Consider the following 26,258-nt stretch of genomic DNA (forward strand, 5'->3'; position numbering starts at 1 on the left):
TTCCTCTTTTTCCTAATTACTTTAGACTAATACACGGTATCAAATTACTTTGACGGAAGCAATAAATTTTGTAAAATAGTTTTATTAACCTTGGAGCTTAAGGTCGTTGAGAAGGAGATTATAAATGAATTTGTCGAATGCCGTGCTTATTATACTAAATGCGATCACACTTGTCATCGGGCAGTTTCTCTGGAAAGCAGGTCTCGAACGGAAGGTCAATCCATTCGAGAGCTTCAGAAGTATTATTGATTTAGTGTTCTCTCCATTCATTATGGGTGGACTTGTCCTCTATGGATTAACCACGATATTGTGGTTATTCATCCTATCAAGGGTCCAAATCTCAATTGCTTACCCCATGCAAAGCGTAGCTTATTTAATTTCCGTGTTTGGAGCTTACTTTATATTTGGTGAAAGTTTAACATGGATGAAGGTACTTGGATGTCTGGTTATTCTGGTCGGTGTTGCGATGGTAAGCTTATCGACTAAATAACGATTATTGCCTATCAAAAATCATAAGAAAACGGAAAAAGTGGTGGTGCGCGATATAACTCGTAGCACCATTTTTCGCATTTAAATCTTTAATTATTTTTCATTCTTTTTTTATTACCAACTAGTAGTCTATTGTAGAAAAGGGAATGTGTCTCCTGTAGGAGCGATAGCGTTTGCCTTTGAAATCGTGAAATTACCTTAAGTTGAGTTTACCTAATCAGATTTCGCGATTTCAACAGCAACCGGAAGGAAATGCATCCCTGCATAAACTAATTGAGGAATTGAGTTGGTAATTTGTCGAGTTAAATTATCTGAATATTTAGATAATTAACTAGACTTTTTGTTTCTGATGAACTACTATTTGTTATAAACGAACATATAAATCATAAGAGATGTGTTAAATGAACAATTAGAAGGAGGTTCTACATGCAAAACTTAGTTTGTTTGAACAGCAATACCTATCATGGTTTTTCACTGGATGAAGCTTTGAATGGAACTGCTAACGCAGGCTTTCGGAACATCGAATTAGCCGCAGTTCGTGGTTACACTGAGCATGTGCGATGGGAAATGACGGATGCTGAAATTGAAGAAGTGCTGAGTAAATTGAAAACGCTTCAATTAGATTGTATCGCTCTAGGTGCTCACAGTAATTTAATGCGAGATGAAGGAGTTGATAATTTTGGCAGAAGCATTGAACTTGCACATCGATTAGGCTGCAGTTATATCGTGACTTCAACGGGTGAAGCTCATGATGATCATGATGAGATTGAAGATGAACAAGTATTGATTCATTCGATTCATAAGTTGATTGAGCAATGTGCTAAATATGACGTGACGATGGTAATCGAGACGCACGGCAATAACTATGCAACAGGTCAAGCTGTCAAAGCACTTGTACAGCAGGTGAACTCTCCTTATTTGGCGATAAATTACGATACAGCTAATACGATATTTTATGGGAATACGATGCCTTATGAGGATTTAGAGCAATCATCAGATCATGTGAAGTTTATTCATTTAAAGGATAAGCTAGGTGACAATCAAGAATGGAATTTCCCTGCTATTGGTCAAGGAGATTTGGATTTCAAACGAATTTTTGACATCCTGAATACCCACGAGTGTATAGCTCCTTTAAGTGTAGAAATTGAATTTACATCTGCGGGTCCAGCGAATTTAGCTGAGGTTGATCTGGCTGTAGCAGAATCTTACAAAGCGATCAGACATATTCAAGCACAAATGTAAGCTCGATTAACACGATATTAGGAGGGTTTCTATGAGAAAGAGTATGTTTCGTTTAACGAATGTCGTAATTGCAATCATGATGGTTGGCTTACTTATAGCTGGATGCAGTACCAAGACAGCGGATGCACCCAAGGATAGTCCTGCAGCAGGCAAGAAGCTTACCTTTGGCTATATTGCCTATAACATGAAGGATGTATGGAACATGTATAGCGCTGAAGCGTTTCAATATGCGGGTAAGGAAAAAGGTGTAGAAACGATTGTATTAGATGCTGAGAACAACCTGGAGAAATCCGTATCGCTCATGCAGGATTTAATTCAGAAGAAGGTGGATGGAATTTCTGTATTTCCGATCTCACCAGAACAAGCAGCTACGCTAAGTAAGATGGCTAACGATGCCAAAATTCCAGTTACATTCGAGAATCTAAAGCCAGCTGATAATGCAGGAGATTACATTTCGACGATTGCAGCGGAATATGATTTGATCGGTGAAGAGGGCATTAATTTCATTGCCGAAACATGGCCAGGAGCCAAGGTGCTATTCGTTGCTGGAGCTAAAGGCGGCGGTGTATATGAAAAGTACCAAGAAGGCATTGATCGCGCGATGAAGAAAGTCGGCGACAAAATTTCGATTGTTGGAATCATACATGGCGATTGGGAAACCGAAAAATCGATGAATGTGACTCAGAGCTTTATCCAATCAGGTAAAGCATTCGATGTTGTTTTTGCCAATAATGAAATGATGGGTAAGGGAGTTATGAATGCACTGAAGGAGGCTAATCTACAAGATAAAGTGAAGATTGTCTCTACGGGCGGTGGCCCAGATGGCTTGAAAATGATTGAAGACGGCGAGATCACGGCAACGATGTCTGCACCTGTATCTTTACAAGGCTTAATTACATTTAAGAATCTGTATCAGCATTTGAATGGGAAGACACCAGAGAAGTTTACACCACTGCCTATTATTCCTGTGACTAAGGATTCGTTAAGTAAAGCAGTTAACTGGAAGGTAGACGAAAAAGCAGTTAATTACATTGGCGGCTTAGAATAGGACCCTTAGATGATGACATTTATTCAGATGAACAATATAAGCAAAAGCTTCTCAGGTACGCATGCGCTGTCTGATATAACCTTTGACGTATATCATGGCGAGATTCATTGCCTAGTAGGAGAGAATGGAGCGGGTAAGTCAACCTTAATGAAGGTGCTTGCCGGAGCTTACACACCTGATAATGGAACGATTATCGTGAACGGTATCACTTATTCGAGCTTAACCCCTCAGCTTGCTCAGCAGCTTGGAATTAATATTATATATCAGGAGAACTTGCTAGCTCCCTCGATGAACGTGGTTGAGAATATTTTTATCGGGCATGAGCTGACGACTAAGCTAGGGATCATTGATTTTAAATCCATGTTGAGACGGACCAGAGAAGAGATGGCGTTTCTTGGCATCGAGCTGAATCCATTCAAGAGAGTGGAGCAGCTAAGCATTGCCGAACAGCAGTTTGTCAAAATATTAAAAGCACTTGTACTGGAAACGAAGCTTCTCATTATGGATGAGCCGACATCGATGTTTAATGTTGAAGATGCAAGTCGTGTTCTGAAATTTGTGAAGCGAATTACGGAGAAGGGTGTAAGTATCATTTATATTTCCCACTTTCTGAAAGAAGTGGTTCAAATCGCAGATCGGATTACGGTAATCCGAGATGGTTCTGTCGTCAATACGTATCTCAATGATCAGAAGGATGTCAACTTAGATTTGGTTACGAAGGACATGGTAGGTAGACCCGTTGATATGTTCTATGACAAGGAAGATCATGTGATTGGTGATGTCGTATTTAAAGTGGATGATTTACGACTTACGAAGCATTCGGAAGCGATTCATTTTCATTTACGAGAAGGTGAGATTCTAGGTATTGCAGGGATGGTGGGAGCGGGGCGCACAGAAATTGTGCGCGCCGTCTCTGGCGCAGATCCTCGCTATAGCGGAACGATTACTTATAAGGATGTAAGACTGTCTAATCAGAGTCCGAGAGATGCGATTCATGCTGGAATTGCTCATATTACAGAAGATAGGCAGAAGCTCGGTTTAATGCTTGGTAACAGTATTGTTGAGAATATGACTGTCGTTGGTATGGGGAAACGGATCAAAGGCTGGTTCGTTCGTGTACGTAAGCATCCTCCATTAATCGAACCTATTGTTCAGGATCTGAATGTCAAAACATCTTCTGTTTTTAAGGAAGTTCGATTATTAAGTGGCGGCAATCAACAGAAGGTTGTTCTAGGCAAATGGCTGTTTGCGGATGCTTCGATATTCATATTTGACGAGCCAACACGAGGAATAGATGTGAATTCCAAGACGGAATTCTACAAAGTGATGTCTGCTTTAACCAAGCAAGGGAAGTCAATTATCTTGATTTCATCTGATATGCCCGAGCTCGTATCGATGAGTGATCGCATTCTTGTTGTGCGTAAGGGACGAATAACGAAACAATTAATGAAGGGTGAAATAACAGAAGAAGCCATTATTAAAAGTGCACTAGAGGTGAATATTGATGAGTGAAATTGGCCTGAAGCTACGGAATCAAGAAGCGCTATTCAAGAATCAGAAATTTATCCTACTGCTCATCATTCTAATTGTTTCGATTATAGTAGGCAGCATTAATAATCAATTTTTTGGACTGACGAATATCTTTGCTATTTTTCAGCAGATATCTGTACTTGGTATTTTGACGATGGGAATGGCTTTGCTCTTAATTTCGGGTGGAATTGACCTGTCGATCGGAATGATTATGGCGCTGTCTGGTGTATGTATCTCGAAGATTATTATGAATGGTGGTTCAATCGCATTAGCGATATTAGTTGGTATTTGTGTAGGAACTTTATGCGGAATTGTGAATGGATTCATTATTAGTAAAAGCAAAAGCATGCCGCTTATTATTACCCTTGGAACGAGCAGTGTATATTTTGGTATCGCACTGATTGTCTCTGGTGGGAAGTTTATGAATTTCCAAGGGAAATTCGAATCCATTAGTCGTACGAAGTTCTTTGGTATATTTCCGGTTACGCTAATTTTCTTGTTTGCAACAGTCATCTTGGCATTCATCCTACTGAATTACACGAAATTTGGTCGTCGAATAGTTGCCATTGGTGGTAATGAAGAGAATGCTTATTTATCAGGAATCCGTGTTGATCTGCACAAAATTATTACGTATGGGATTAGCGGATTTATAGCGGGTGTGGCGTCTATTGTACTTGTATCTAGGCTTGACTCGATCGTTGCAACCGCAGGAACGGGCTATGAATTGTCAGCGCTAATGGCCGCCATTATTGGTGGAGTAACGTTCGAGGGTGGACGTGGAACGATTGGTGGAGCTTTCTTAGGTGTCATCATGACAGGGCTTATTGCCAATGCAATGACTGTTCTATCTGTAAATTCGTATCTGCAAACGGCGATAACAGGAGCTATTATTGTCATTGCTGTTGTCCTAAGTAACGTGAGTAAGATCCGTAAGAAATAACAGATGTAGGTTTTCTATGCGACTTATAAAGTCAGTTGGTAAAATCGTTTCTTCATATTAAAGGAGGTGAACGGAATTGAAGAAAGGGATTAATTATTGGTCTTATCAAGAAGGGACTTCAATGCTCGAAGCAATGAAGCTCGCGAAGTCTGCTGGTTTTGATGGCATTGAGTTCTGTTTGGCTGAAGAGGGTGAGATTAGTCTTACTAGTACGGAGAAGGAATTGATGGCTATTCGCCAAGCAGCTGCAGATATCGGGATTGAAGTTGCAAGCCTTGCTTCCTGGCTCCCATGGGAGAATTCTTTAACTAGCGATTCTCCAGTCAGAAGACAGAAGGCCAAAGATATCGTTCATAAGCAAATCGAAGCAGCAGCTTGCTTAGGCACGGATACTATTCTTGTTGTTCCAGGTTATGTGGGTGTCGATTTCATTCAGAATGCGGAAGTTTGTGATTATGACAAGGTATATGATCGGGCTATGGAAGCGATTAGTGAATTAGCGAAGGATGCAGAGTCAGCTCATATCACGATAGGTGTAGAAAATGTATGGAATAAATTCCTATTATCTCCGCTTGAGATGCGTGATTTTATCGATCATATTCATTCTCCATATGTAGGTGCTTACTTTGATGTAGCGAACGTCCTTCTAACGGGTTATCCGGATCAATGGATTCGTATTCTGGGACCTCGGATTAAACGGATTCACTTCAAAGATTATCGAAGAGATCCAGGTGGGTTTAATATGTTCGTGGATTTGCTAGCTGGGGATGTTGATTATCCAGCAGTTATGGAGGCACTTCGATCGATAGGCTATGACAATTATTGTACTGCTGAAATGATGCCGCCTTATAAGCATTATTCGGATCAGATCATCTACAATACATCAGCAACAATGGACCGAATATTCAAGGGAGCGTGATAGTGATGAAGGTTGGGATAATCGGTTCCGGGTTTATGGCAAGAACTCATGCGGAAGCATATCGCCAAATGAGTGATGTAGAAATTGCAGGAATTTCATCAACGAACCCAGTTACTGGCTCTAAATTCGCAGAGGAATTCGGCTGTCCATATTACCCTCAGGTTGAAGTAATGCTAGCGTGCGATGATATTCAAATTATTGATATATGTGTACCTACGGATGTCCATGAGAAGTATGTTGTAATGGCTGCTGCGGCAGGTAAGCACGTGCTCTGTGAGAAGCCGATGGCGATCACCTTGGAAGCAGCGGACCGGATGATTGCTGCCACTGAACAAGCAGGTGTCAAATTCATGATTGCTCAGGTACTTAGATTCTGGCCAGAGTATGTGAAAATTAAGGAGCTATATGAGGCCGGGAGTCTAGGTGAGATCAACATGGTCTATGCCAATCGTCTAGCACAGCATCCGACCTGGAGCGAGTGGTTCGCTGATGTGACGAAGAGCGGAGGCGGTTTATTCGACTTACATTTGCATGATATCGATTATGTGCGACATTTGCTTGGCCCTGTAAAGAGTGTGTATGCAGTAGGAAAGAAGTTTAGTAATGGCGCATGGAATCATGTCATGACTAGCTTAAGCTTTCATAATGGCAGTAAAGCGTCTGTAGAAGGAAGTTATCATATGCCGAATGGATATCCGTTCACCATGTCCTTACGTGCCACAAGTGATCGATCTGGGATTGATTTTCACTTATCAGCCGGGTTTAATTTGGAGAATTTGAATGAATCTCAAAGTCGGTTGCTATTCTTTGATGAAGGCCAGGATTTGAAGTCTGTTGAATTCGTTAATGGGGATCCTTATTTCAATGAACTGCGCTATTTTGTGGACTGTGTTGCTAGCGACGAGCAGCCTAAGATCATGATGCCTAGAGAGAGCAGAGAAGTACTAGAAATCGTTCTGGCAATCGAGCAATCACTTGAAACGGGAGAAATTCAATATATACGTTAATTTGCAATTGGGAGTGATGCATAATGGCTTCAAACGCAAGGCTTAAGCGGATGTTTAGTTCCGCAGGGAAGTGTTTTAACGTAGCAGTTGATCATGGCTTTTTTAATGAATATCAATTCTTGTCTGGCATCGAGAACATGGAACAAGCAGTTGCAACGATTGTCAAAGCGAATCCAGATTGTATTCAACTAAGTGTAGGACAAGCGAGAATGCTGCAACAGATTCCTGGTAAGCACAAACCTTCATTAGTCCTCCGTACCGATGTTGCTAACATATATGGGAAGGAGCTTCCCAATCATTTGTTTAGTGAACTGATTCAGAATCCTGTAGAGCAAGCTATACAATGGGATGCGGTTGCAGTATGTGTGAATTTACTTCTACTGCCGAATCAGCCTGAGCTTCATCATCAATGTGTACGTAATGTAGCTCAGTTGAAGCTTGAATGCGAGAAGATGGGTATGGTGCTGATGGTTGAACCTTTGGTTATGCTGCCAAATGAGAAGCATGGTGGTTACATGGTGGATGGTGACATTCATAAAATTTCGGCTCTTGTCAGGCAAGCCGTTGAGCTTGGAGCTGATGTTATCAAGTCAGACCCCTGTGATCGAATTGAGGAATATCACCGTATCATTCAGGTAGCCTCGGGAATACCTGTGCTTGTGCGTGGTGGAGGCAGGGCGAGTGACCTGGAAATTGTGAATCGCACCTGTACATTAATGGCGCAAGGTGCCTCGGGAATTGTATATGGCCGGAATGTGATTCAGCATCCATCTCCAGACCTTATGACAAAAGCGCTCATGGCGATTGTACATGAGGATGCCGATGCAAGTCGTGCATTAGCGATCCTAGGTTAATCAGAGGAGGAATAGAGCTAATGACTAAACGTATCATACGGTTCGGCGTGATCGGTTGTGGACTTATGGGCAAAGAATTCGCAAGCGCTGCTGCACGTTGGTGTCATTTAACAGATATGGATGTTGAACCACAGATTGTTGCTGTTTGTGATGAGAATAAGCAGATGCTCGAATGGTTCGAGAAGAGTATTCCATCTATCACGGGTGTCTACACCGATTACAGAGAACTGCTTGCTGATCCGATGGTTGAGGCTATCTATTGTGCGGTGCCGCATCACTTACATGCGCAGTTTTATGTCGATATCATCGAAGCGGGTAAGCATCTACTTGGTGAAAAGCCATTTGGAATTGATCAACAAGCGAATCGCCTGATTATGGATGCTTTGCAACGGAACCCAGAGGTCATTGTGCGATGCTCTTCAGAATTTCCTTTCTATCCAGGTGCTTATCAGCTGGTAGAATGGGTGAAACAGAATAAGTTTGGCACGATTATCGAAGTAGAGATTGGTTTTTGGCACAGTAGTGATTTGGATCCTAATAAACCGATTAATTGGAAAAGAAGAACACAAACGAATGGTGAATACGGTTGTATGGGTGATCTGGGTATGCATGTTCTGCATCTCCCGCTTCGGTTTGGCTGGAAGCCGCAGAATGTTACAGCATTCCTAAGCCAAATCATTCATGAAAGACCAGATGCTGATGGAAATATGGTCGCCTGTGATACTTGGGATAATGCGGTACTAGCATGCAAGACTGATTACGAAGGGCAGAGCTTCCCTATGATGCTTTCTATGAAACGGATTGCTCCTGGTCATGCCAATACTTGGTTCATGCGAGTAATTGGTACATCGTTTTCTGCGGAATATTCGACTAAGTATCCTAAACAAATTTCCTCGATGACCTATACATCAGGGGGCAATCAAGCGTGGCATGTATCGGATGTTCCTTATCGCTCAGCTTACCCTACAATTACAGGTAACATATTTGAATTTGGTTTCTCAGATTCCATTCTACAGATGTGGGCAGCATTCTGTGATGAACTCATACATGGTGAGATGATGCAACAGCCATTGTACTGTGCTACACCCCGGGAGTCTTCAGATTCACATCGATTATTAACTGCAGCATTAGAGTCTCAGCTTACAGGTCAAACTATTGAGCTTGACTGGGGGTAATACCGATGCAGCGGAATTATGATAATGACGGTGATGAAGTTAAGGCAAAGGCAAAGGTTGACGTTAATGTTGGCGTTGAAATTGAAATTGAAGTTGAAGTTGAAGTTGAAGTTGACGTTGAAGTTGACGTTGAGGCTGGGGCCGGGGTCGAGGTCGAGGTCGTCGTTGCTGGTCATGTTTGTCTAGATATCATTCCATCGATAACGAATCGACAGGATAAGGAGAATATCTGCTTGCCTGGTCGTTTAGTAGAAGTAGGGAGTGCTCTATTATCTACAGGCGGGGCTGTTTCAAATACAGGCGTTGCACTGCATCGATTAGGTGTCAAAGTGAAGCTTATGGGGAAAGTGGGGGATGATTTATTTGGGTCAAAGATTCTAAGTATTCTTGCAGAGCATGGAGAGCATTTGGCTGATCGAATGATTGTTGCTGAAGGGGAATGCAGTTCGTACTCTATTGTACTTGAGCCGCCTGGAGCCGATCGTATGTTTCTTCATTGTAAGGGAACGAATGATACCTTTACGACAAGTGATATTAATTTCGATGATTTGTTAGGTGCTAGATTATTCCACTATGGTTATCCACCTCTGATGCAGAACATGTATAAGAATGATGGGGAAGCATTAACTTCCATGTTCCAGCAAATAAAGGCGATGGGGATCATGACTTCACTTGATATGGCGATGCCAGATCCTAATTCTGAAGCAGGACATATAGATTGGAGGAGTCTATTACAGAACGTACTCCCTCATGTAGATTTATTTCTGCCGAGCTTGGATGAAATTCTATATATGCTCCAAAGAGAACGGTTTGAACGATTACAAGCAGTAGTTCAGAATGATAATCTTGTAGCTGCGGTAGATGGTTATCTACTTCATTCACTATCCGAAGAACTGCTTCAGATGGGGGTAGCAGTTGTTGTCTTGAAGCTTGGAGAACACGGTCTGTACATGCGAACTACTTCCAATAAATTGCGTTTACAAGCCATTGGAGGCAGCTTGCCGGAACATTTATGGCTGAATCGTGAGCTGCTCGTTCCAAGCTATGACGTTCATATAGAAGGAACAACGGGTGCAGGCGATTGTACAATTGCGGGCTTTATTGCTGGAGTTCTCAAGAATCTAAAACCCGAAGATATACTGCTTCGAGCTGCTGGTACAGGTGCGCATAATGTGGAGAAAGCTGATGCAACTAGTGGAGTCGTGTCGTGGCAAGCGCTTGAGTCAAGAATTAGAGGTGGCTGGAATCAATACCCAGTTCAAATGTCACTGCAAGGATGGTACCCTCATTCGTCAGGAACCTATTGGCTGGGACCAAGCGATCATCATACTTGAATTTAAGTTCAGAGGAGCAATAGTATGCAAGTAATGTTAAATGACAGACAGCAACAAATTATGGATATGCTCATCGCTGATGGTGAAGTCAAAATAACACTTCTGAAAGAATTGTTTGAAGTAACAGAGATGACACTTAGACGTGACTTAGAGAAGCTCGAACAGTTCGGTTATTTACGTCGTATATTTGGCGGAGCTATTTTTCGTGATAAAGACATCACCTTACGAGAACGGGTAGGTGTGATGAAAGAGGAGAAAATGAGGATTGGTAAGAAGGCAGCAGAACTCATTCTGCCCGGAGAATCAGTGTTCATAGATGCAGGTACAACAACAGAGCAAATTGCCAGATATTTAAAGCCCGATGCAGGTAATACCGTTGTGACTAACGCGCTTAATGTGGCAGGCGAATTGCAAAGTAAAGGGATAACTACAATCGTTACCGGAGGTATTCTACTCGAAGCAACCAATTCGCTTACAGGTCCATTGACCGAAGAGATCTTATCCAAGATGGCGTTCGATAGGGTGTTCTTAGGAGCGACGGGTGTCACGAGTAAACATGGCTTTAGCAACTCTAATATGCAAGAGGCAGCGATAAAGCGAATTGCGATTAGACAATCAGATGAAGTAAATGTCGTGCTCGATCATACTAAATTCGGTGCTAAAGTATTGGTTTCATTCGCTGAACTTCATCATATTAACCGGTTGATTACTGATCGAATACCAGATGATGAATTAATGCAGGAATGCATGACGAACCATGTTGAGATTCTGATTAGTTAGGGGGTATTGTTCAAATGAATGTATTAGCAGTAGGATGCCATCCAGATGATCTAGAAATTGGATGCTCAGGTACGTTAGCTAAGCTAGCTTCACAAGGGCATTGTGTGACAATGGTACATGTAGCTAATGGTGATAAGGGACATAAAGTGATCCCATCAGAACAACTGAAGGAAATAAGAGCAAGAGAGGCACTTGTCTCAGGTGCTTTAATCGGAGCTGATGTCATTAATCTGGATACACCTGATTTGCTCGTTAAATCTGATAATGATGTATTAATTTATCGGTTGACGGATATCATTCGGCAAACACAGCCCTCCTATATCATTACACATCCACCACAGGATTATATGAAGGATCATATGGAAGTGTCCAAAGCGGTGTTTGATGCAAGCTTCGCAGCAACTGTACCACATTACGGGACGAAATTTCCCGCATACGATAAGGTTGCACCTGTTTACTACATGGATACAGTAGCAGGGGTGAATTTTATCCCAACTGAGTATGTTGATATTTCTGATTTTATTGATGTTAAGCTTCAGATGGTCGATTGTCATGAGAGTCAGATTAAATGGCTCAAAGAGCATGATGGCATTGATTTTCTAGATTTTGTTCGAACCGTGTCCAAGTTTCGTGGTTTGCAATGCGGAGTCTCCTATGCAGAAGGCTTTACGCAGTGTCAGGTATGGCCAAGAATGACTACGACTCGTTTATTACCATAAGTAAGTAGAAGGGGGATTGAATGACATGGACTTAATAAGTACGATCAAGGGATCTCTACTCGAGAACTTCTATCCTCGTGGTTGGGATCTACGTAAGATGGATGATTGTTGTGCTCATTCACCAGATGGAGTTACCCTTAGACAAACGTTCTGGCATCCGGAATTTCAGCCGATTGCATGTGACAATACGTTCGATTTTGACATGATGATGGGACATGAAATTGCACAGCAAATCCGCAGGACGAAGGAAGAGGGGAAGAAGCTTGCTCTCATTCTACCAGTCGGACCTATGGGAATGTACAAATGGGCAGTTTATTTCCTGCAGGAGTGGAAAGTGAATTGCTCACATGTGTATGGATTTAATATGGACGAATGGAGCGATGATGAAGGCAATACACTTATTTCATCGAATAGCGGATCGTTTCAGTTCGCAATGGAGCAAGCATTTTATGGCCCCTTAGGTACATTGTCTGTTCCAATCGACCAGCGGAATTATGCCACGAAGGATAATCTTCCTACATATTCGGAGAAGATTGCGAGTCTCAAAGCAGAAGGTGCAGAGCTGATTACCGTGTTTGGTATTGGACGCATGCTGCATATCGCTTTCTGGGAACCGCATTTCGCTGAAGAATACGAATCGGTTGAGGCATGGAAGAAGGAAGCATACCGGATTGGTGCTAAGCTTCATCCCTTAACAATTGAGCAGAATGCAATTACTAGCTTTAAGAGTAGAACAACGCTCGTACCATGCAGGGCTAACACAATTGGTCCCGGCTTGTTCTTGCAATCAGATCGAATCATCGGTGGCTGCGATGGAGCGCTTGGAAGAGGTATGCAGTGGCAGGGGCTATCCCTGTGCGTTACACTTCAATATGGACCGGATATGTGGTTGCCATCTACTTTTATGCCTACACTAGCAGGTAAATTATTTTACTTACAAGAATTAACAGGTCCTTTAGAACCTGATTGTAATTGAATAGAGCGCTGATTAAGTGATGACTAAGTGATGCTTAGGCGTCTAAATACCTATGGATGAAAGATTCATAGGTATTTTTAATTGAATATTAGAAATATTTTTTTGCTTTACCGCTTTACATTATCAACTTTCCTCTTATAATAAACTATAAAACTAAAAAGGAGTTGCTGAATGTATAAACAAGAGTTTAATCGCGTTTTGTCTTTAAAACATTTATTAGTGTATGGACTAGTATTAATGTCACCATTAGCTCCTTTTCAGGTATATGGGATGGTTGCTAAAGAAAGCTTCGGCATGGTCCCACTCGTCTATGTCATTGGAACCATTGTTATGTTGTTTACAGCTATGAGCTATAGTAGGATGAGCAATGTGTTTCCTTATGCAGGTTCTGTATACTCTTATGTACAGAGAGGGCTTAATTCACATGTTGGATTCATTGCAGGTTGGAATATCTTATCGGACTACATATTAGCGCCAGCACTCATTTATATGTTTGCGGGACTGTGGATGACAGGTATCTTCCCTGATATTCCGCCTTACCTATGGTCATTATTATTTATTCTAATTACTTCTGTTGTTAATGCGTTAGGCATCTCACTTAGTGCACGAGTCAACATGGGGATGTTCTGGCTGCAAATAGCTGCGCTTGTTATATTTTTAACCCTATCGATAAAATTTGTATTTGTGGATGGGCATGGTACTGGAGGCTTCTCCGTAACTTCCTTATTCCAAGGTGATGTATTCGATTTTAACTTTATTGCAGCTTCCATCTCTATTGCTGTCCTAGGATTCATAGGCTTTGATGGCATCAGTACCTTATCTGAGGAAGCCAAAAACCCGCAAAAGGATATTGGTAGAGCTACTGTATTATCCGTCGTCATGGTGGGTGTACTATTCTTCGTTCAGAGTTATATGGCTACTCTAGTTCATCCGAACTTTGAAAATTTAGATAATGATATGGCTTTATTCGATATCAGTAAAGAAATTGGTGGTCAATGGTTCTATGTAACCATGATTATTGTGAACGTTCTTTCTGTGGGAATCGCAGTTACGCTTAATCTTCAGACTGCAGTAGCACGTATCCTATATTCGATCAGTCGAGATGGCTTGCTTCCAGGAAGCAAGTTTCTCAGCAAGGTTCATTCCAAATATAAAACGCCGATCAATTCGATTCTTTTCTCAGGCGTTATTTCACTTATCGTTCTATTCACTCTTTCAATAGAAACAATTGTTAGATTCGTAAACTTTGGTGCAGTTACCTCGTTTATGTTCCTAAACATAACAGTTATCTACTATTTTATTTTCAAAAAGAAACAAAGAAGCTTAAAAGCATTGATCATTTATCTCTTGTTCCCGCTAATTGGTTTTGCGACGACGTTATTTGTATGGACTGGCTTTGATAAAATGACTTATATGTATGGATTCGGATGGCTATTGGTCGGGCTCATAATTGGCGCTGTTCAATCTAAGGGCTACAAGAAAGAAATTACATTTAAGGATATGTAAAACAACTGCGAGCGAATCAATCACATAAGAAATGAAAAGGAGTGATCTCCCATGAGATTACAGGACAAAGTAGCAATCGTTACAGGTGGAGCAAGAGGAATTGGTGAGGCGATTGTAAGACGATTCGTGCTAGAAGGGGCTAAAGTTACCATTGCGGATGTACTAGGAGATGGTTCTAAGCTAGCAAGTGAATTACAGGAGGCAGGCTACCCGGTAATTTATGCACATACGGATGTTTCTAAAGCAGCACCGATTCAAAATATGGTCAGTGAAACGATTAAAGCATTCGGCAAACTCGATATTGTCGTGAATAATGCAGCAATTAATGTTCCTGGAAATGTGGAAGAGCTGGATGAAGACGTGTGGGATAGAACGATGGAGATCAATGTGAAGTCCATGTTCTTAATGGGGAAATATACAATTCCTGAACTAAGAAAAAGTGGAGGCGGTTCAATTATTAACATGGCCTCAGCTAATAGCTATATTGCAGAGCCGAGACTATCCGCTTATGTAACTTCCAAAGGTGCGATTCTTATGTTAACTAAACAAATGGCACTTGATTATGCCCCTGAAAATATCCGTGTGAACGCGATCTGCCCAGGTTGGGTGGATACGACCTTTAATGATTCTCATGCTGATTTATACGGCGGTCGAGATAAAGTGCTTGAAGACTTATCGTCCTTACAAGTGCTTGGAAGAACGATTAAGCCATCCGAAATAGCTAATCTTGCCTTATTCCTAGCATCTGATGAATCCTCCGCGATGATTGGTTCTCCTGTACTAATGGATGGCGGAATTTGTATACATTAAGAATAGATACAATAAGTGGCGGTCATTATCCTTATCCCCATTGGGAGTGGGAGAACGACCGCCTATTTTAATGTTAAATATACTTACGAACTTGCTTCTTCCCATCGCTCGTAAATAAGACCTTCTTATCCTCAAGTGTTGTTTAAAGGAAGTATCCGAATCAATTTCGCGTACCCTCATTCCAGGGTCAATTATTCGTTTTCAATGGACAAGTCCTTCGGTAGTCAAGAGGTGTATACGAAAGTAAAGACTAGTATATGGAATGAAGGCGCCTTCATTTCTATACTAAGATTATGAAAGGAAGCAGCAACGTCTGCAACCTATTTTGAGACATGATGGAGGGGTACTATGAGAAGAACAAGGAAAAGTCTTATGATCTTTGCCTTAATCCTCAGCTTAGCGATAACTGCATGCAGCAATACAACGAAAGAGGCGGAGAAAAAGCCGGCCGATGCGACACCGGCACCGACAACAACAACAACGACAACGACAACGACACCGACTCCGGCAAGTGAAAAGGTTGAAGTTGTAGAGGTTTCAACGGTTTCACCAAATGATCAGTATCTTAAATTTGATCCAGGCGAGAGCTTTGAAAAGAACGCGGTCTACGATGCGTATGAGAAAGACATCGGTGTGAAGATCACGAACAAATGGGTGGCTCCCGATGACCCTCAATTCAAGGAAAAATTGAAGATGTCCATCGCCTCCAATGATATTCCAGACTTCATGCGGGTCAATGCTACGCAGCTAAAAGAGTTGACCGAAGCGGATATGATTATGGATATCACGAGTGTATATGACAAGTACGCAACGGATGAGACGAAGAAATTCTTGACGATGGATGGCGGCTTGCAGATGAAGACCGCCACGTTCGACAATAAGTTGATGGGGATTCCGAGTTCGTATAACCCGTACCAATACCAGTTTCTCTTTATTCGTACGGACTGGTTGAAGAAATTGAACTTGCCGGAACCGAAGACGATGGCAGACCTATTGACGATCGCCGAGGCGTTCAAAACGAAAGACCCTGGCGGCACCGGGAAACCGTATGGAATTGCAGTAAGCAAAGATCCATTTAATATTGACACAGGTGTTACAGGACTAAGAGCATTCCTATATAGTTACCATGCATATGTGAATAATTGGATGGAAGACGGAAAAGGCGGTTTGGTCAATAGTGACATCCAGCCTCAAGTGAAGGAAGCACTTAAGGCACTACAGGATATGTTCAAGAAAGGATTAATTGATCCTGAGTTCGCTGTTAAAGACATGGAGAAAGAAGCAGAGCTCCTCTACAACAACAATATCGGTATCGTATATGGTGCGTCTTGGGTACCAGCTCAGCTCGTCAAAGGCGCTGTGAAGGACGGTAAAGTCATACAAGAGTGGGGCGTATTCCCGCTTTCATCGGTGGATAGCAATCCTGCACTATCGCAAATCGGAATCGGTGTTGACGAATATTATGTCATCTCCAAGAAAGCAAAGCATCCGGAAGGTGTTATTAAGCTGTTAAATCAATACATCGTTACTCAACAACATCCAACAGAAGAGCAGAAAGTATATGAATACGGTAAAGATTTGAAGGAAAAAGGCGCAAACTACTGGTTGCTTAACCCACTTCGCGTTGGTAGACAATTGGACAATAACGGCGACATTCTACCAAAAGCCATTGAAACCAAAAACGCGAGCATTTTAGAAACAAAGGATCAAAAAACACGGTATGAGCGCGCTATGAAATATGTTGACGGCAGTGATATCAACATGTGGTGGGAATACCTGATTTCGGGACCGAAAGGCGCATATTCGAATGTTCCGGCAATTCAGCAAAATAAACAGTACCTACAAAATAAATTTTACGGTGCACCTACACAGACGATGGCGGAAAGACAAGAAATTCTGACCAAGAAGCGGGATGAAATATTCTTCAAAATTATCATGAATCAAGTATCCGTGGATGAATTCGATAAATTCGTAGAAGAATGGAAGAAGCTTGGCGGCAACGAAATGACCAAAGAAGTCAACGAATGGTACGCCACTCACAAATAATCGCAAAGCGGATAGATTGAGGGGTTGGACAAAAACAATCCCTCTTTTCTTTAACCTAGTTCATATTTAATAGTCATACAGCGAGGTGAATGGCATGAATGGATTAACACGCATGTGGAAGAGGGAGTGGCCGCTTCACTTGATGTTGCTGCCAGGGCTGGCATTAGTCATCATTTTCAGTTATATCCCGATGGCCGGCATTATGATGGCCTTTCAGAAATTCGTTCCGAATAAAGGTTTGTTTGGTTCACCCTTTATTGGTCTCAAGAACTTTCGGTTATTGATCGAGTATCCTGATATTGGCCGCATATTCTTCAATACGGTATACATTGCCGTGATGAAAATTGTAGCAGGTCTGATCGTTCCGATCACGATTGCGATAATGCTGAATGAGCTGCGGAAAGAATGGGTCAAACGGACCTTCCAGACGCTCGTTTACTTGCCTCACTTTCTATCATGGGTATTGTTAAGTGGGATTTTAATCGATGTATTGTCTCCATCCTCCGGTGTTGTCAATCAAGTGCTGAATTTGTTCGGCATCAAGCCTATTTTTTTTCTGGGTGACAATGACTGGTTCCCTTATGTCATGGTCATTTCGGATGTATGGAAGGAATTCGGATTCGGTACCATTGTCTATCTGGCTGCGCTCACCAGCATTAACCCGTCACTCTACGAAGCAGCGGAAATCGACGGTGCAGGACGCTTCAAGCAGACGTTACATGTGACACTGCCTGGGATGCTTCCTATCATCATTCTTATGTTTACACTCACTATCGGAAATGTACTCAATGCCGGATTTGAGCAAATCTTCAACCTTTACAGTCCTCCGGTCTATGAAAGCGCGGATATTATCGACACCTTCGTATACCGCATGGGGATTCAGCAAGCACAGTTCGGTTTCGCTACGGCCGTAGGGCTGCTGAAATCCATCGTATCTTTTATATTCATATCGATTTCCTATTTCTTAGCCTATCGTTTAGCGAATTACCGCATTTTCTAATGTGATCGGCGGTAATTCAGAAGGGAGACACATCGTGCGTACTAACAGATCATTCGCTAGTAGATTGTTTTTAATAGGCAACTTCATCGTTCTAACGTCCATATCCTTGTTGTGCCTTATGCCTATTATTCATATTTTGGCGATCTCGTTCAGCTCCGGGTCAGCAGCTGCTGCCGGCAAAGTCGCTCTATGGCCTATTGAATTCACAACGGCTGCATATGAGAACGTATTTGGAAAACCGGAATATTTGCGGGCATTCTGGGTATCTATTCAGCGGGTTATTCTGGGAACAACCATCAGCATGTTGCTGACGATTATTACCGCATATCCATTATCCAAAGATTCTCAGCAATTTCGGCTGCGGACCTTCTATGCATGGGTATTCGTATTTACGATTTTATTCAGCGGAGGGCTCATTCCCACGTATTTAACCGTGAAGGCGCTTTGGATGATCGATACCATCTGGGCTCTGGTGCTACCGGGAGCCGTTGCGGTGTTCAACGTTATTCTATTGCTGAATTTCTACCGCAATCTGCCCAAAGAACTCGAGGAATCCTCGCGCATCGACGGGGCCGGCCATTTTACGACCTTATGGAAGATCTACGTACCATTGTCTTTGCCTGCACTTGCGACTACAGGTCTTTTCACCATGGTGGGACATTGGAACAGTTGGTTTGACGGCATGATTTACATGAATCATACTGAAAATTACCCGCTGCAAACCTTCTTGCAGACGATTATTATTAAACTGGATTTTCGCTTCATTAAAGCAGAGAATGCCGAGTTGATGATTAAGTTGTCCGATCGTACGAGCAAAGCAGCGCAGATTTTCGTGGCGGCATTTCCGATCCTCATCGTCTATCCGTTCATGCAGCGGTTTTTCATTAAAGGAATTGTGATGGGGAGTGTCAAAGAATAATATCGTAGTGCTCTATTAAATGATTCCAGGAGAACAAACGATGAAAAGCTTATTCTTTTTGCATGACTCCTCCATATTCAAGAAAATTATGGCTGCCTTTCTGGCGGCCTTGTTGCCGCTGATGGCAATTACCTGGATGATTAACGAGAAGGGCGCGGAGAATATTCGCAGCGAAATCTCGGAGTCAGTTCTGAATACGACACGGTTCTATCTGGATTCGCTGGATAAGGAAGGGGACCGGATTAGCCGTTATTTGCCGAACTATGTGATGGATGAAGATTTGATGGAAATTGCCACAACGGGCACAGCCATGAGCTATTACGATCGTGCACGCAAAATACTGGACATCCAGAAGCGACTCGATCTCATGAAAAATTCAAGTCCATTCATTCAAGAAGCGAAGGCTTATGTGCCCTTAATTGAACGCACGATTCTTAGTTCCAAATATGAAACCTCGATTGACCGGCAAGAATACGAAGCGATGCAACAAAGCACAAAGCATTACGAGCAACCGTTCGTTTATTGGAACGATCGATTATTTATTACCATGCAGTACCCCACCAGTACAGTGAAGAATCCGATCTACGTCGTTGGGGTCGAGGTATCTACGAGTAAGATCAAAGAGACCTTGATGCAAATTAGCAGCGCGCGTGGCGGACAGAGCGTATTGTTTAACTTGGACCGAGGGTGGAAAGTCGAGAGCGGTGTGGACTCGGAACTGCTAGAGCGCATGAAATCTTTTGCTTTGGAGAAGAAGAATGCTGCGTCCGAAGAAGGATATGAAACACTGAATTATGGAGGACAACGCTATCTCACGGTTTATAAATATTCTAGCCTATGGAATTCCTATTCCATTACTTGCATTCCGGAGGCAAAGGTCCTAGGCCCGCTGCAGATGTATCGAATGTGGTTCTGGGTGGCATGCGCTCTCGGCGTGTGCATTCTATTTTTCTTTTCATATTTTCTATTGCGATTCATCTACCGACCCCTCATGAAGTTGGTACATTCATTTCGACGTGTTCAGCAGAACTGGCTGGAACCGATCGTGATCGATCGCGGATCAGATGAGTTCGGGTATTTGTACCAAGCTTTTAACGATACCGTGCGATCCTTGAAAACATTAATCGAGGAAAATTACGAGCAGCAAATTCGGAATCAACGCTCGGAGCTGAAACGATTACAATCGCAAATCAATCCTCATTTTTTATATAATTGTTTTTTTGTGTTATGTCGACTGATAAAATCCGAGAATCAGAAGGAGAAAGCCTATCAATTCTGCTTACATATCGGTCAATACTTTCAATTTATTACACGTAATGATGAGGATGAGATTCCGCTGGAGCTTGAGGTAAAGCATTCTCGCACGTATGTAGATATGCAATCCATTTGTTACGGGGACCGCATTCAAATCAAATTTGAAGGAGACGTTCCAGATATCTTCGTTCCGAGACTGATCCTGCAGCCGATCATCGAGAATGCTTATAAGCATGCCTTAGGCAATATGATTCAAAATGGTGAGCTTTGGGTCCACAGCGAACTCAAGGGAGACGTGTTCTCGCTGTATGTCGAAGACAATGGAAGAAGCATCAGTGATGAGGAAATCGAGCTCCTCCAAAAGCGACTGCGCCGGGCTTCCAATCGGATGGAAGAAACAACAGGAATCATAAATGTACATCGGAGAATACAACTTCGTTACGGAGAGGGATATGGCATTGCGATGTCACGTTCTGATCTGGGCGGACTACGGGTAAGAATCAATCTGAGTGTGTGCTAGAGGAGGAACCAGTATGTACAGACTGCTTATCGTCGATGATCTTCCCATAATCGTCGACGGTCTTCTTGAGCTATTCGAACAGACCGTTCATTTGCCACTTGAAGTGATGAAAGCCTATTCAGGTGAAGAGGCTTTGGAGGTTCTGTCGTATCATCACATAGATATCGTAATTTCCGATATTAAGATGCCTGGACTAGGGGGTATAGAGCTGCTTCAAGAGATTAAATCCCATTGGCCTTCCAAAGTTATTTTTCTAACAGGATATAACGATTTTCATTACGCAAGGAACGCGATTACCCATGGAGGCTTCGATTATATTCTGAAGGTCGAAAGTGATGAGAAAATAATTCAGTCGGTGGAACGAGCCATCGAAAAAATTGAAGAAGAACATGATCAGGAGCAGATGATTGCAAGAGTACAATCCAAAATGAGATTGGCAATGCCTTCGCTCCAAAAAGAGTATATGTGGGGACTCTTTCAAGGTAAGCAGGTATCAGAGAGTCAGTTAGGGCAGGCTTTCAGAGAAATCGATATTCCGCTCGACGCGACATTGCCGGTTTATCTGCTCATTGGAAGGGTAGACGCCTGGAAAGAGATGTTCAAGACGCCGGATAAAGTGCTGCTTTCTTATGCACTCCAAAACATCTGCGACGAGTATTTGTCGACGCATGTAAGAAGCTATTCCGTCGTATACGAGCTATCGAAAATCGTTTGGATGATTCAACCGAAAGTGTCGGACTCATCGTCTAATGATTCCGATTGGATTAGAGCCCACCGCTATACGAGCGGTATACTGGAGACCCTACAAGCAACTTGCAAGAGATTGCTGGGGCTTTCTGTTTCTTTCCTTCTGGGAAGCGAAACGGCCACATGGGATAATGTCTCAGACCGGTTTCATTCGATAAAATACGGTTTGGTGCAAGGTCATGGATTGTTTAGAGAGGTCATTATGACCGACAAAGACATCCAGAAAGAAGGTAACGATAAAACCGGCAGCTATCACGATAGTTTCTATCATGCTCGTGTTCAATTGCTCATGTCTTGTCTCGAGAACAATCATCGGGAACAGTTCAACAAACTGTATGTCGAGCTGACAGCAATATGGAACGATCAGGGAACTCCTTATGAGCGGAAGACCGAATTGTACCATTCCCTTTCAGCTGTATTTCTGTTCTATATTCATAAAAATCGAGGAATTCGTGATTACATGAATACCCTTCTGGATTTGGATAAGCTATTTCGTCATAGCGATTCGGCTTCATGGCCGGAATTGATCCAATACTTTTGGCAAATGGCGGATTACTTCTTCGAATGGAATGCGCTGCGAGGCACCCAATTGCCGGCGGAGGTCGTGAATAAGGTGCATCGATATATTGAGGAACATATATCTACGGATATTTCCTTAAATGCACTGGCGGATAACGTAGGCTTGAATCCTTCTTATTTATCTAGACTCTACAAGCAAATTACCGGGATCGGGTTGTCGAAATACATAAATGACTATCGGAATTTGATCGCCAAAGACATGCTGCTTAATACTACGATGAAAGTAAATGAAATTGCTACCGCTCTAGGATACAACTCGGCACTTGCGTTTATCCGCTTTTTCAAAAAGCAGAACGAAACGACGCCGCAAGAATTCCGAATGGCTCGATCCCATATACAGAATCAAGGTCAATAAGTGTATATGAAATGTCAGTAACGATCTCTTTTGCCTCCGAATCTATCCCCTTACAATGGAAGTACAATAGTACACAAGAGGAGGAGAAGTCTTGAGAACATTAACAGCCGTACTACTAGGCGCTGGCAGTAGAGGAAGATATATTTATGGTCCCTATGCAGAGAAGTTTCCGAATAACTTAAAGTTTGTTGCGGTAGCTGAGCCAGACGATGAACGTAGAAATCGATTTGCAGAGATTCATCAGATCGCCCCGGAGCATGTATACGATTCTTGGGAGAAAGTATTTGATCAAGGACGCTTTGCCGATGTAATGATTATCTGTACACTTGATCGGATGCATTATATACCGGCGATGAAAGCAATGGAACTAGGCTATCATGTCCTGTTGGAGAAGCCGATGTCTCCTTCGATGGAGGAGTGTATCGAGCTGGAGCAAGCTTCGCTTAGACATAAGCGTCTGCTCGTTGTAACCCATGTCCTTCGGTATTCCCCTTTCTGGTCGGGGATCAAAAAATGCATCGAAGACGGCGAACTCGGAACGGTGGGCACGATTCAATTAACCGAAAACGTCGGTTATCTTCACATGACGCACAGTTTCGTGCGTGGGAATTGGCGTAATTCAGAGGAGACGAGTCCGATGATTCTAGCTAAGTCGTGCCATGATCTGGATATCATCTCCTGGCTTATGAAGCAGCCGTGTACAAGCGTGAGCTCGTACGGTTCCCTGCTTCATTTCAGACTGGAGAATGCCCCAGAAGGCTCCACCGAACGCTGCATCGACGGTTGCGAGGTCGAGAAGGAATGCGCCTTCTCCGCAATGAAAATGTATATGCAGCCACCACATCACCCTTGGGCGCGTTATATGACGAATGATTTGTCACAAGAGGGCATCTTAAAAGCGCTAAAAGAAGGACCGTTTGGCCGCTGTGTGTATCGGTGCGATAACAATGTTGTCGACCATCAGGTGGTCAACATGGAGTTCGCGAATGGAGCGAACGCGTCGTTCATCATGTCAGGGTTGACGCAAAGCGGTACGCGCAGGGTGCAAATCATGGGGACGCAAGGCGAAATCATAGGAGATATGGACAAAGGAGCCTTTACATTATACCGATATGCTTCAGGGGAAAAGCTTGAGATTAGCTGCAATGTTGAAGGCGATGGCCATGGAGGCGGCGATGAACGAATGGTGAGCTCGTTCCTGCGGGATGTTAGTCAATTCGACAGCAATTCATCGCAAGGCTTGACTTCTGCAACGGCTTCCTTACAGAGCCACCTCATGGCATTTGCGGCCGAACATTCGAGATTGCACGAAGGCCTAGCTGTCAAGATGATTTGTTTCACTCCTTAACTGCTTTGTACAAAGATATGAACCCATACCATTCGATGAAGGACGAGTTGATATAATAATAGAAAACTTGTCTATACTGTCCCAAAATTAAGGGAGTAATAAATAAACCGACCAACTCTTATGAGGAGGTCGGTATATTTATTACTCTATTGTGCAAAATGTGATGCGTTACGATTGTCAGGTTCGTCGAAGTTGGTTGACTAATAGATATTTTGGATAGTTAATAGATCATTATTCATTTAAATGAATTTCCTAGTCTGCTTCTTTCCATCGCTAGTAAATAAAGCCTTCTTATCCTCTATCGTCGTTTCTAGATGCACACTCTTACCCCAGAGTCGACAAATATTCGGAAGTGTCTTCTCCAAATACTTAAGATCAAGTTCAATACCTTCATACACATGTGTGAGATATAATTCGCCCTTCTTCTCAAAGTCGCCATCAGTCACGATAATATAGGGAAATCCACCGTTAACACGTGAATAAACAAGTTCGTCTCGCACATTTTCCCACGACTTATCCGTGATCTTCCACTCAGGTCCCTTCTTCTCAAATACATATAGATCCAAATCTTCGACGAGCTCTTTGGTTAAGTAATTACGTACAAAGGATGTATCGGAATCCATTTCACGTACTTCGAATATTTTGTCCCTACCAAAGCGTTTCTCGATATCCTCGAAAATTTTGAGACCCAGATAATAAGGGTTCAGGCTGTGGCGTGAAGGTATGACAACAGATGAGTTCAGCTTGGCGTATTCAATCGTTTCATCCTCTGTTAAATCCAACTCACGAATAATTCGCTGATGCCAGTAGGAAGCCCAGCCTTCGTTCATGATCTTCGTCTCCAGCTGTGGCCAGAAGTAGAGCATCTCATCTCGAAGCATTGTTAGGATGTCACGTTGCCATTCTTCTAGATCGCGAGCATACTCTTCTATGAAAAGAAGCAGGTCTTTAGCTGGTTGTGCGGGGAATCGCTTCTCAGCAGCTTCCTTCGGTTCAGTCGGATTAGCTTGCTGGTCCAAATCCCATAGATCTTCATAGCCCATTGTTCGTTCTGGCTTGGTTCTGGAAGTAGCCTGTTGCTTCGTGTGTCCATGGCGATTACGATGTTCTGCTTTCATATAGGGCAAAGTTATGCTGGGATCGATGTGTTCTTGAATAGAAAGCACAGCGTCGATAAATTGTTCGACTTGGTCAGTACCATACTCGAGTTCGTACTGTCGTATACGTTCGGCTGTTGCTGACATGCTTTCGACCATGTCACGATTCGTTTTGGAGAAACGAGCATTATTCTTGAAGAAATCACAATGTGCAAGCACGTGAGCAACGATCAGCTTGTTCTGAATAAGCGAATTACCTTCCAGTAGAAAGGCATAGCAGGGATTGGAATTAATGACGAGCTCATAGATTTTACTTAGGCCAAAGTCGTATTGTGTCTTCATTTTATTAAAAGATTTTCCAAAGCTCCAATGCGAGAATCTTGTGGGCATACCATAAGCACCGAATGTATAGATAATGTCTGCAGGACAGATCTCATAACGCATCGGATAAAAATCCAGACCGAATTCTTCAGCAACCTTCGTAATTCCTTCAATAGCTTCCTCTAGTGCAGTCAGATTATTACGTCCCGACATAGGCAACCTCCCTGATTAGAAAATGATAAGAAGCAGTTTCTAATCAATATATTCAGTTGGTGAGGTGTGTACCACAATCGAAGATGAAGTTCTATATGTTCTATTATGAAAATGATGCAATTGAGATGAAATTGTTCGTTAGTTATTGGAATTTATATAGAAATTGTATTCTTGTTTCTTCTGGATAGGATGAGAGTGCTAACTGGAATGCATCCGGTAAAGACAGCAGCAGTACCTGCCGACACTTTCGCCACTCCTAGGAACCATAAGACATAACCCGCAGCTGTCACGATCACACCGTAGTAAAAATCGTTCAGGATCTTCGTGCCCAGATATTGAAAGTAAGCAACTTATAAAAATTATAATATTTACAATATTATGATAATTGCATTAATATGAAAGATGAGAGAATATGTCTTAATTTATGAGCGCGAACCAAGCACACATTATTTCCTGGGATTTTCGCAATCCTTGTGGCACAAGGGTTCCAGTGATCTTTGATCCATATGGTAGATGATTTCACCTCGTCA

Annotated in this window: 23 protein-coding genes; 21 read left to right on the forward strand and 2 right to left on the reverse strand. The window is 42.5% G+C overall.

The features are described 5' to 3' along the window. Positions 1-124: 124 nt before the first annotated feature. From AC1DOK_RS09560 to AC1DOK_RS09660, 21 genes are all read left to right on the forward strand, one after another. Positions 125-490, forward strand: coding sequence for an EamA family transporter (locus tag AC1DOK_RS09560; RefSeq protein ID WP_477554025.1), 366 nt, complete (start codon positions 125-127; stop codon positions 488-490). Positions 491-915: 425 nt separating this feature from the next. After that, positions 916-1,731 (forward strand): sugar phosphate isomerase/epimerase family protein, encoded by an 816-nt coding sequence (locus AC1DOK_RS09565; RefSeq protein ID WP_477554026.1) that lies wholly within the window; start codon positions 916-918, stop codon positions 1,729-1,731. 31 nt (positions 1,732-1,762) lie between these two features. After that, complete coding sequence (locus AC1DOK_RS09570; RefSeq protein WP_477554027.1) at positions 1,763-2,779, forward strand: sugar ABC transporter substrate-binding protein; 1,017 nt, start codon at positions 1,763-1,765, stop codon at positions 2,777-2,779. A 12-nt stretch (positions 2,780-2,791) separates the two neighbouring features. Next, positions 2,792-4,291, forward strand: coding sequence for a sugar ABC transporter ATP-binding protein (locus tag AC1DOK_RS09575; protein ID WP_477554028.1), 1,500 nt, complete (start codon positions 2,792-2,794; stop codon positions 4,289-4,291). Beyond that, positions 4,284-5,249 (forward strand): ABC transporter permease, encoded by a 966-nt coding sequence (locus AC1DOK_RS09580; protein ID WP_477554029.1) that lies wholly within the window; start codon positions 4,284-4,286, stop codon positions 5,247-5,249. The genes AC1DOK_RS09575 and AC1DOK_RS09580 overlap by 8 nt, the downstream gene beginning before the upstream one ends. A gap of 76 nt (positions 5,250-5,325) precedes the next feature. Next, positions 5,326-6,168, forward strand: coding sequence for a sugar phosphate isomerase/epimerase family protein (locus AC1DOK_RS09585; RefSeq protein ID WP_477554030.1), 843 nt, complete (start codon positions 5,326-5,328; stop codon positions 6,166-6,168). Between the two features lie 5 nt (positions 6,169-6,173). Then, positions 6,174-7,175, forward strand: coding sequence for a Gfo/Idh/MocA family protein (locus AC1DOK_RS09590; protein WP_477554031.1), 1,002 nt, complete (start codon positions 6,174-6,176; stop codon positions 7,173-7,175). A 23-nt stretch (positions 7,176-7,198) separates the two neighbouring features. Then, positions 7,199-8,029, forward strand: coding sequence for a class I fructose-bisphosphate aldolase (locus AC1DOK_RS09595; RefSeq protein ID WP_477554032.1), 831 nt, complete (start codon positions 7,199-7,201; stop codon positions 8,027-8,029). A 20-nt stretch (positions 8,030-8,049) separates the two neighbouring features. Next, on the forward strand, positions 8,050-9,204 hold the full coding sequence (locus tag AC1DOK_RS09600; RefSeq protein WP_477554033.1) for a Gfo/Idh/MocA family protein: 1,155 nt from the start codon (positions 8,050-8,052) through the stop codon (positions 9,202-9,204). Between the two features lie 5 nt (positions 9,205-9,209). Next, the gene (locus AC1DOK_RS09605; protein ID WP_477554034.1) at positions 9,210-10,538 is read left to right on the forward strand and encodes a carbohydrate kinase family protein; all 1,329 of its coding nucleotides are present in this window, start codon (positions 9,210-9,212) and stop codon (positions 10,536-10,538) included. Between the two features lie 24 nt (positions 10,539-10,562). After that, positions 10,563-11,318 carry a DeoR/GlpR family DNA-binding transcription regulator gene (locus AC1DOK_RS09610; RefSeq protein WP_477554035.1) on the forward strand — a complete coding sequence of 252 codons (756 nt, stop codon included), beginning with the start codon at positions 10,563-10,565 and terminating at the stop codon, positions 11,316-11,318. Positions 11,319-11,332: 14 nt separating this feature from the next. Next, positions 11,333-12,037: a PIG-L deacetylase family protein gene (locus tag AC1DOK_RS09615; protein ID WP_477554036.1), complete on the forward strand. Its 705-nt coding sequence runs from the start codon at positions 11,333-11,335 to the stop codon at positions 12,035-12,037. A gap of 25 nt (positions 12,038-12,062) precedes the next feature. Further along, on the forward strand, positions 12,063-13,013 hold the full coding sequence (locus tag AC1DOK_RS09620; protein ID WP_477554037.1) for a sugar phosphate isomerase family: 951 nt from the start codon (positions 12,063-12,065) through the stop codon (positions 13,011-13,013). 171 nt (positions 13,014-13,184) lie between these two features. Beyond that, positions 13,185-14,519, forward strand: coding sequence for an APC family permease (locus tag AC1DOK_RS09625; protein ID WP_477554038.1), 1,335 nt, complete (start codon positions 13,185-13,187; stop codon positions 14,517-14,519). A gap of 51 nt (positions 14,520-14,570) precedes the next feature. Then, positions 14,571-15,329, forward strand: a complete 759-nt coding sequence (locus AC1DOK_RS09630; RefSeq protein ID WP_477554039.1) for an SDR family NAD(P)-dependent oxidoreductase — start codon at positions 14,571-14,573, stop codon at positions 15,327-15,329. A gap of 348 nt (positions 15,330-15,677) precedes the next feature. Further along, complete coding sequence (locus AC1DOK_RS09635; RefSeq protein ID WP_477554040.1) at positions 15,678-17,375, forward strand: extracellular solute-binding protein; 1,698 nt, start codon at positions 15,678-15,680, stop codon at positions 17,373-17,375. 94 nt (positions 17,376-17,469) lie between these two features. Then, positions 17,470-18,375 carry an ABC transporter permease gene (locus tag AC1DOK_RS09640; protein ID WP_477554041.1) on the forward strand — a complete coding sequence of 302 codons (906 nt, stop codon included), beginning with the start codon at positions 17,470-17,472 and terminating at the stop codon, positions 18,373-18,375. Positions 18,376-18,409: 34 nt separating this feature from the next. After that, complete coding sequence (locus tag AC1DOK_RS09645; protein WP_477554042.1) at positions 18,410-19,294, forward strand: carbohydrate ABC transporter permease; 885 nt, start codon at positions 18,410-18,412, stop codon at positions 19,292-19,294. A gap of 40 nt (positions 19,295-19,334) precedes the next feature. Then, a complete protein-coding gene (locus tag AC1DOK_RS09650; RefSeq protein WP_477554043.1) occupies positions 19,335-21,068 on the forward strand; it encodes a sensor histidine kinase in 1,734 nt (577 codons plus the stop codon). A gap of 13 nt (positions 21,069-21,081) precedes the next feature. After that, the gene (locus tag AC1DOK_RS09655) at positions 21,082-22,749 is read left to right on the forward strand and encodes a response regulator (RefSeq protein ID WP_477554044.1); all 1,668 of its coding nucleotides are present in this window, start codon (positions 21,082-21,084) and stop codon (positions 22,747-22,749) included. Positions 22,750-22,840: 91 nt separating this feature from the next. Beyond that, complete coding sequence (locus AC1DOK_RS09660; protein ID WP_477554045.1) at positions 22,841-24,097, forward strand: Gfo/Idh/MocA family protein; 1,257 nt, start codon at positions 22,841-22,843, stop codon at positions 24,095-24,097. 239 nt (positions 24,098-24,336) lie between these two features. Here the strand turns inward: AC1DOK_RS09660 and AC1DOK_RS09665 are convergent, their stop codons facing one another. Together AC1DOK_RS09665 and AC1DOK_RS09670 are read right to left on the reverse strand one after the other, a co-directional pair. Continuing rightward, positions 24,337-25,728 carry a SpoVR family protein gene (locus AC1DOK_RS09665; protein ID WP_477554046.1) on the reverse strand — a complete coding sequence of 464 codons (1,392 nt, stop codon included), beginning with the start codon at positions 25,726-25,728 and terminating at the stop codon, positions 24,337-24,339. A gap of 152 nt (positions 25,729-25,880) precedes the next feature. Beyond that, the gene (locus tag AC1DOK_RS09670; protein WP_477554126.1) at positions 25,881-26,060 is read right to left on the reverse strand and encodes an EamA family transporter; all 180 of its coding nucleotides are present in this window, start codon (positions 26,058-26,060) and stop codon (positions 25,881-25,883) included. Positions 26,061-26,258: the final 198 nt, after the last annotated feature.

Source organism: Paenibacillus sp. P5_B5 (assembly GCF_056400365.1).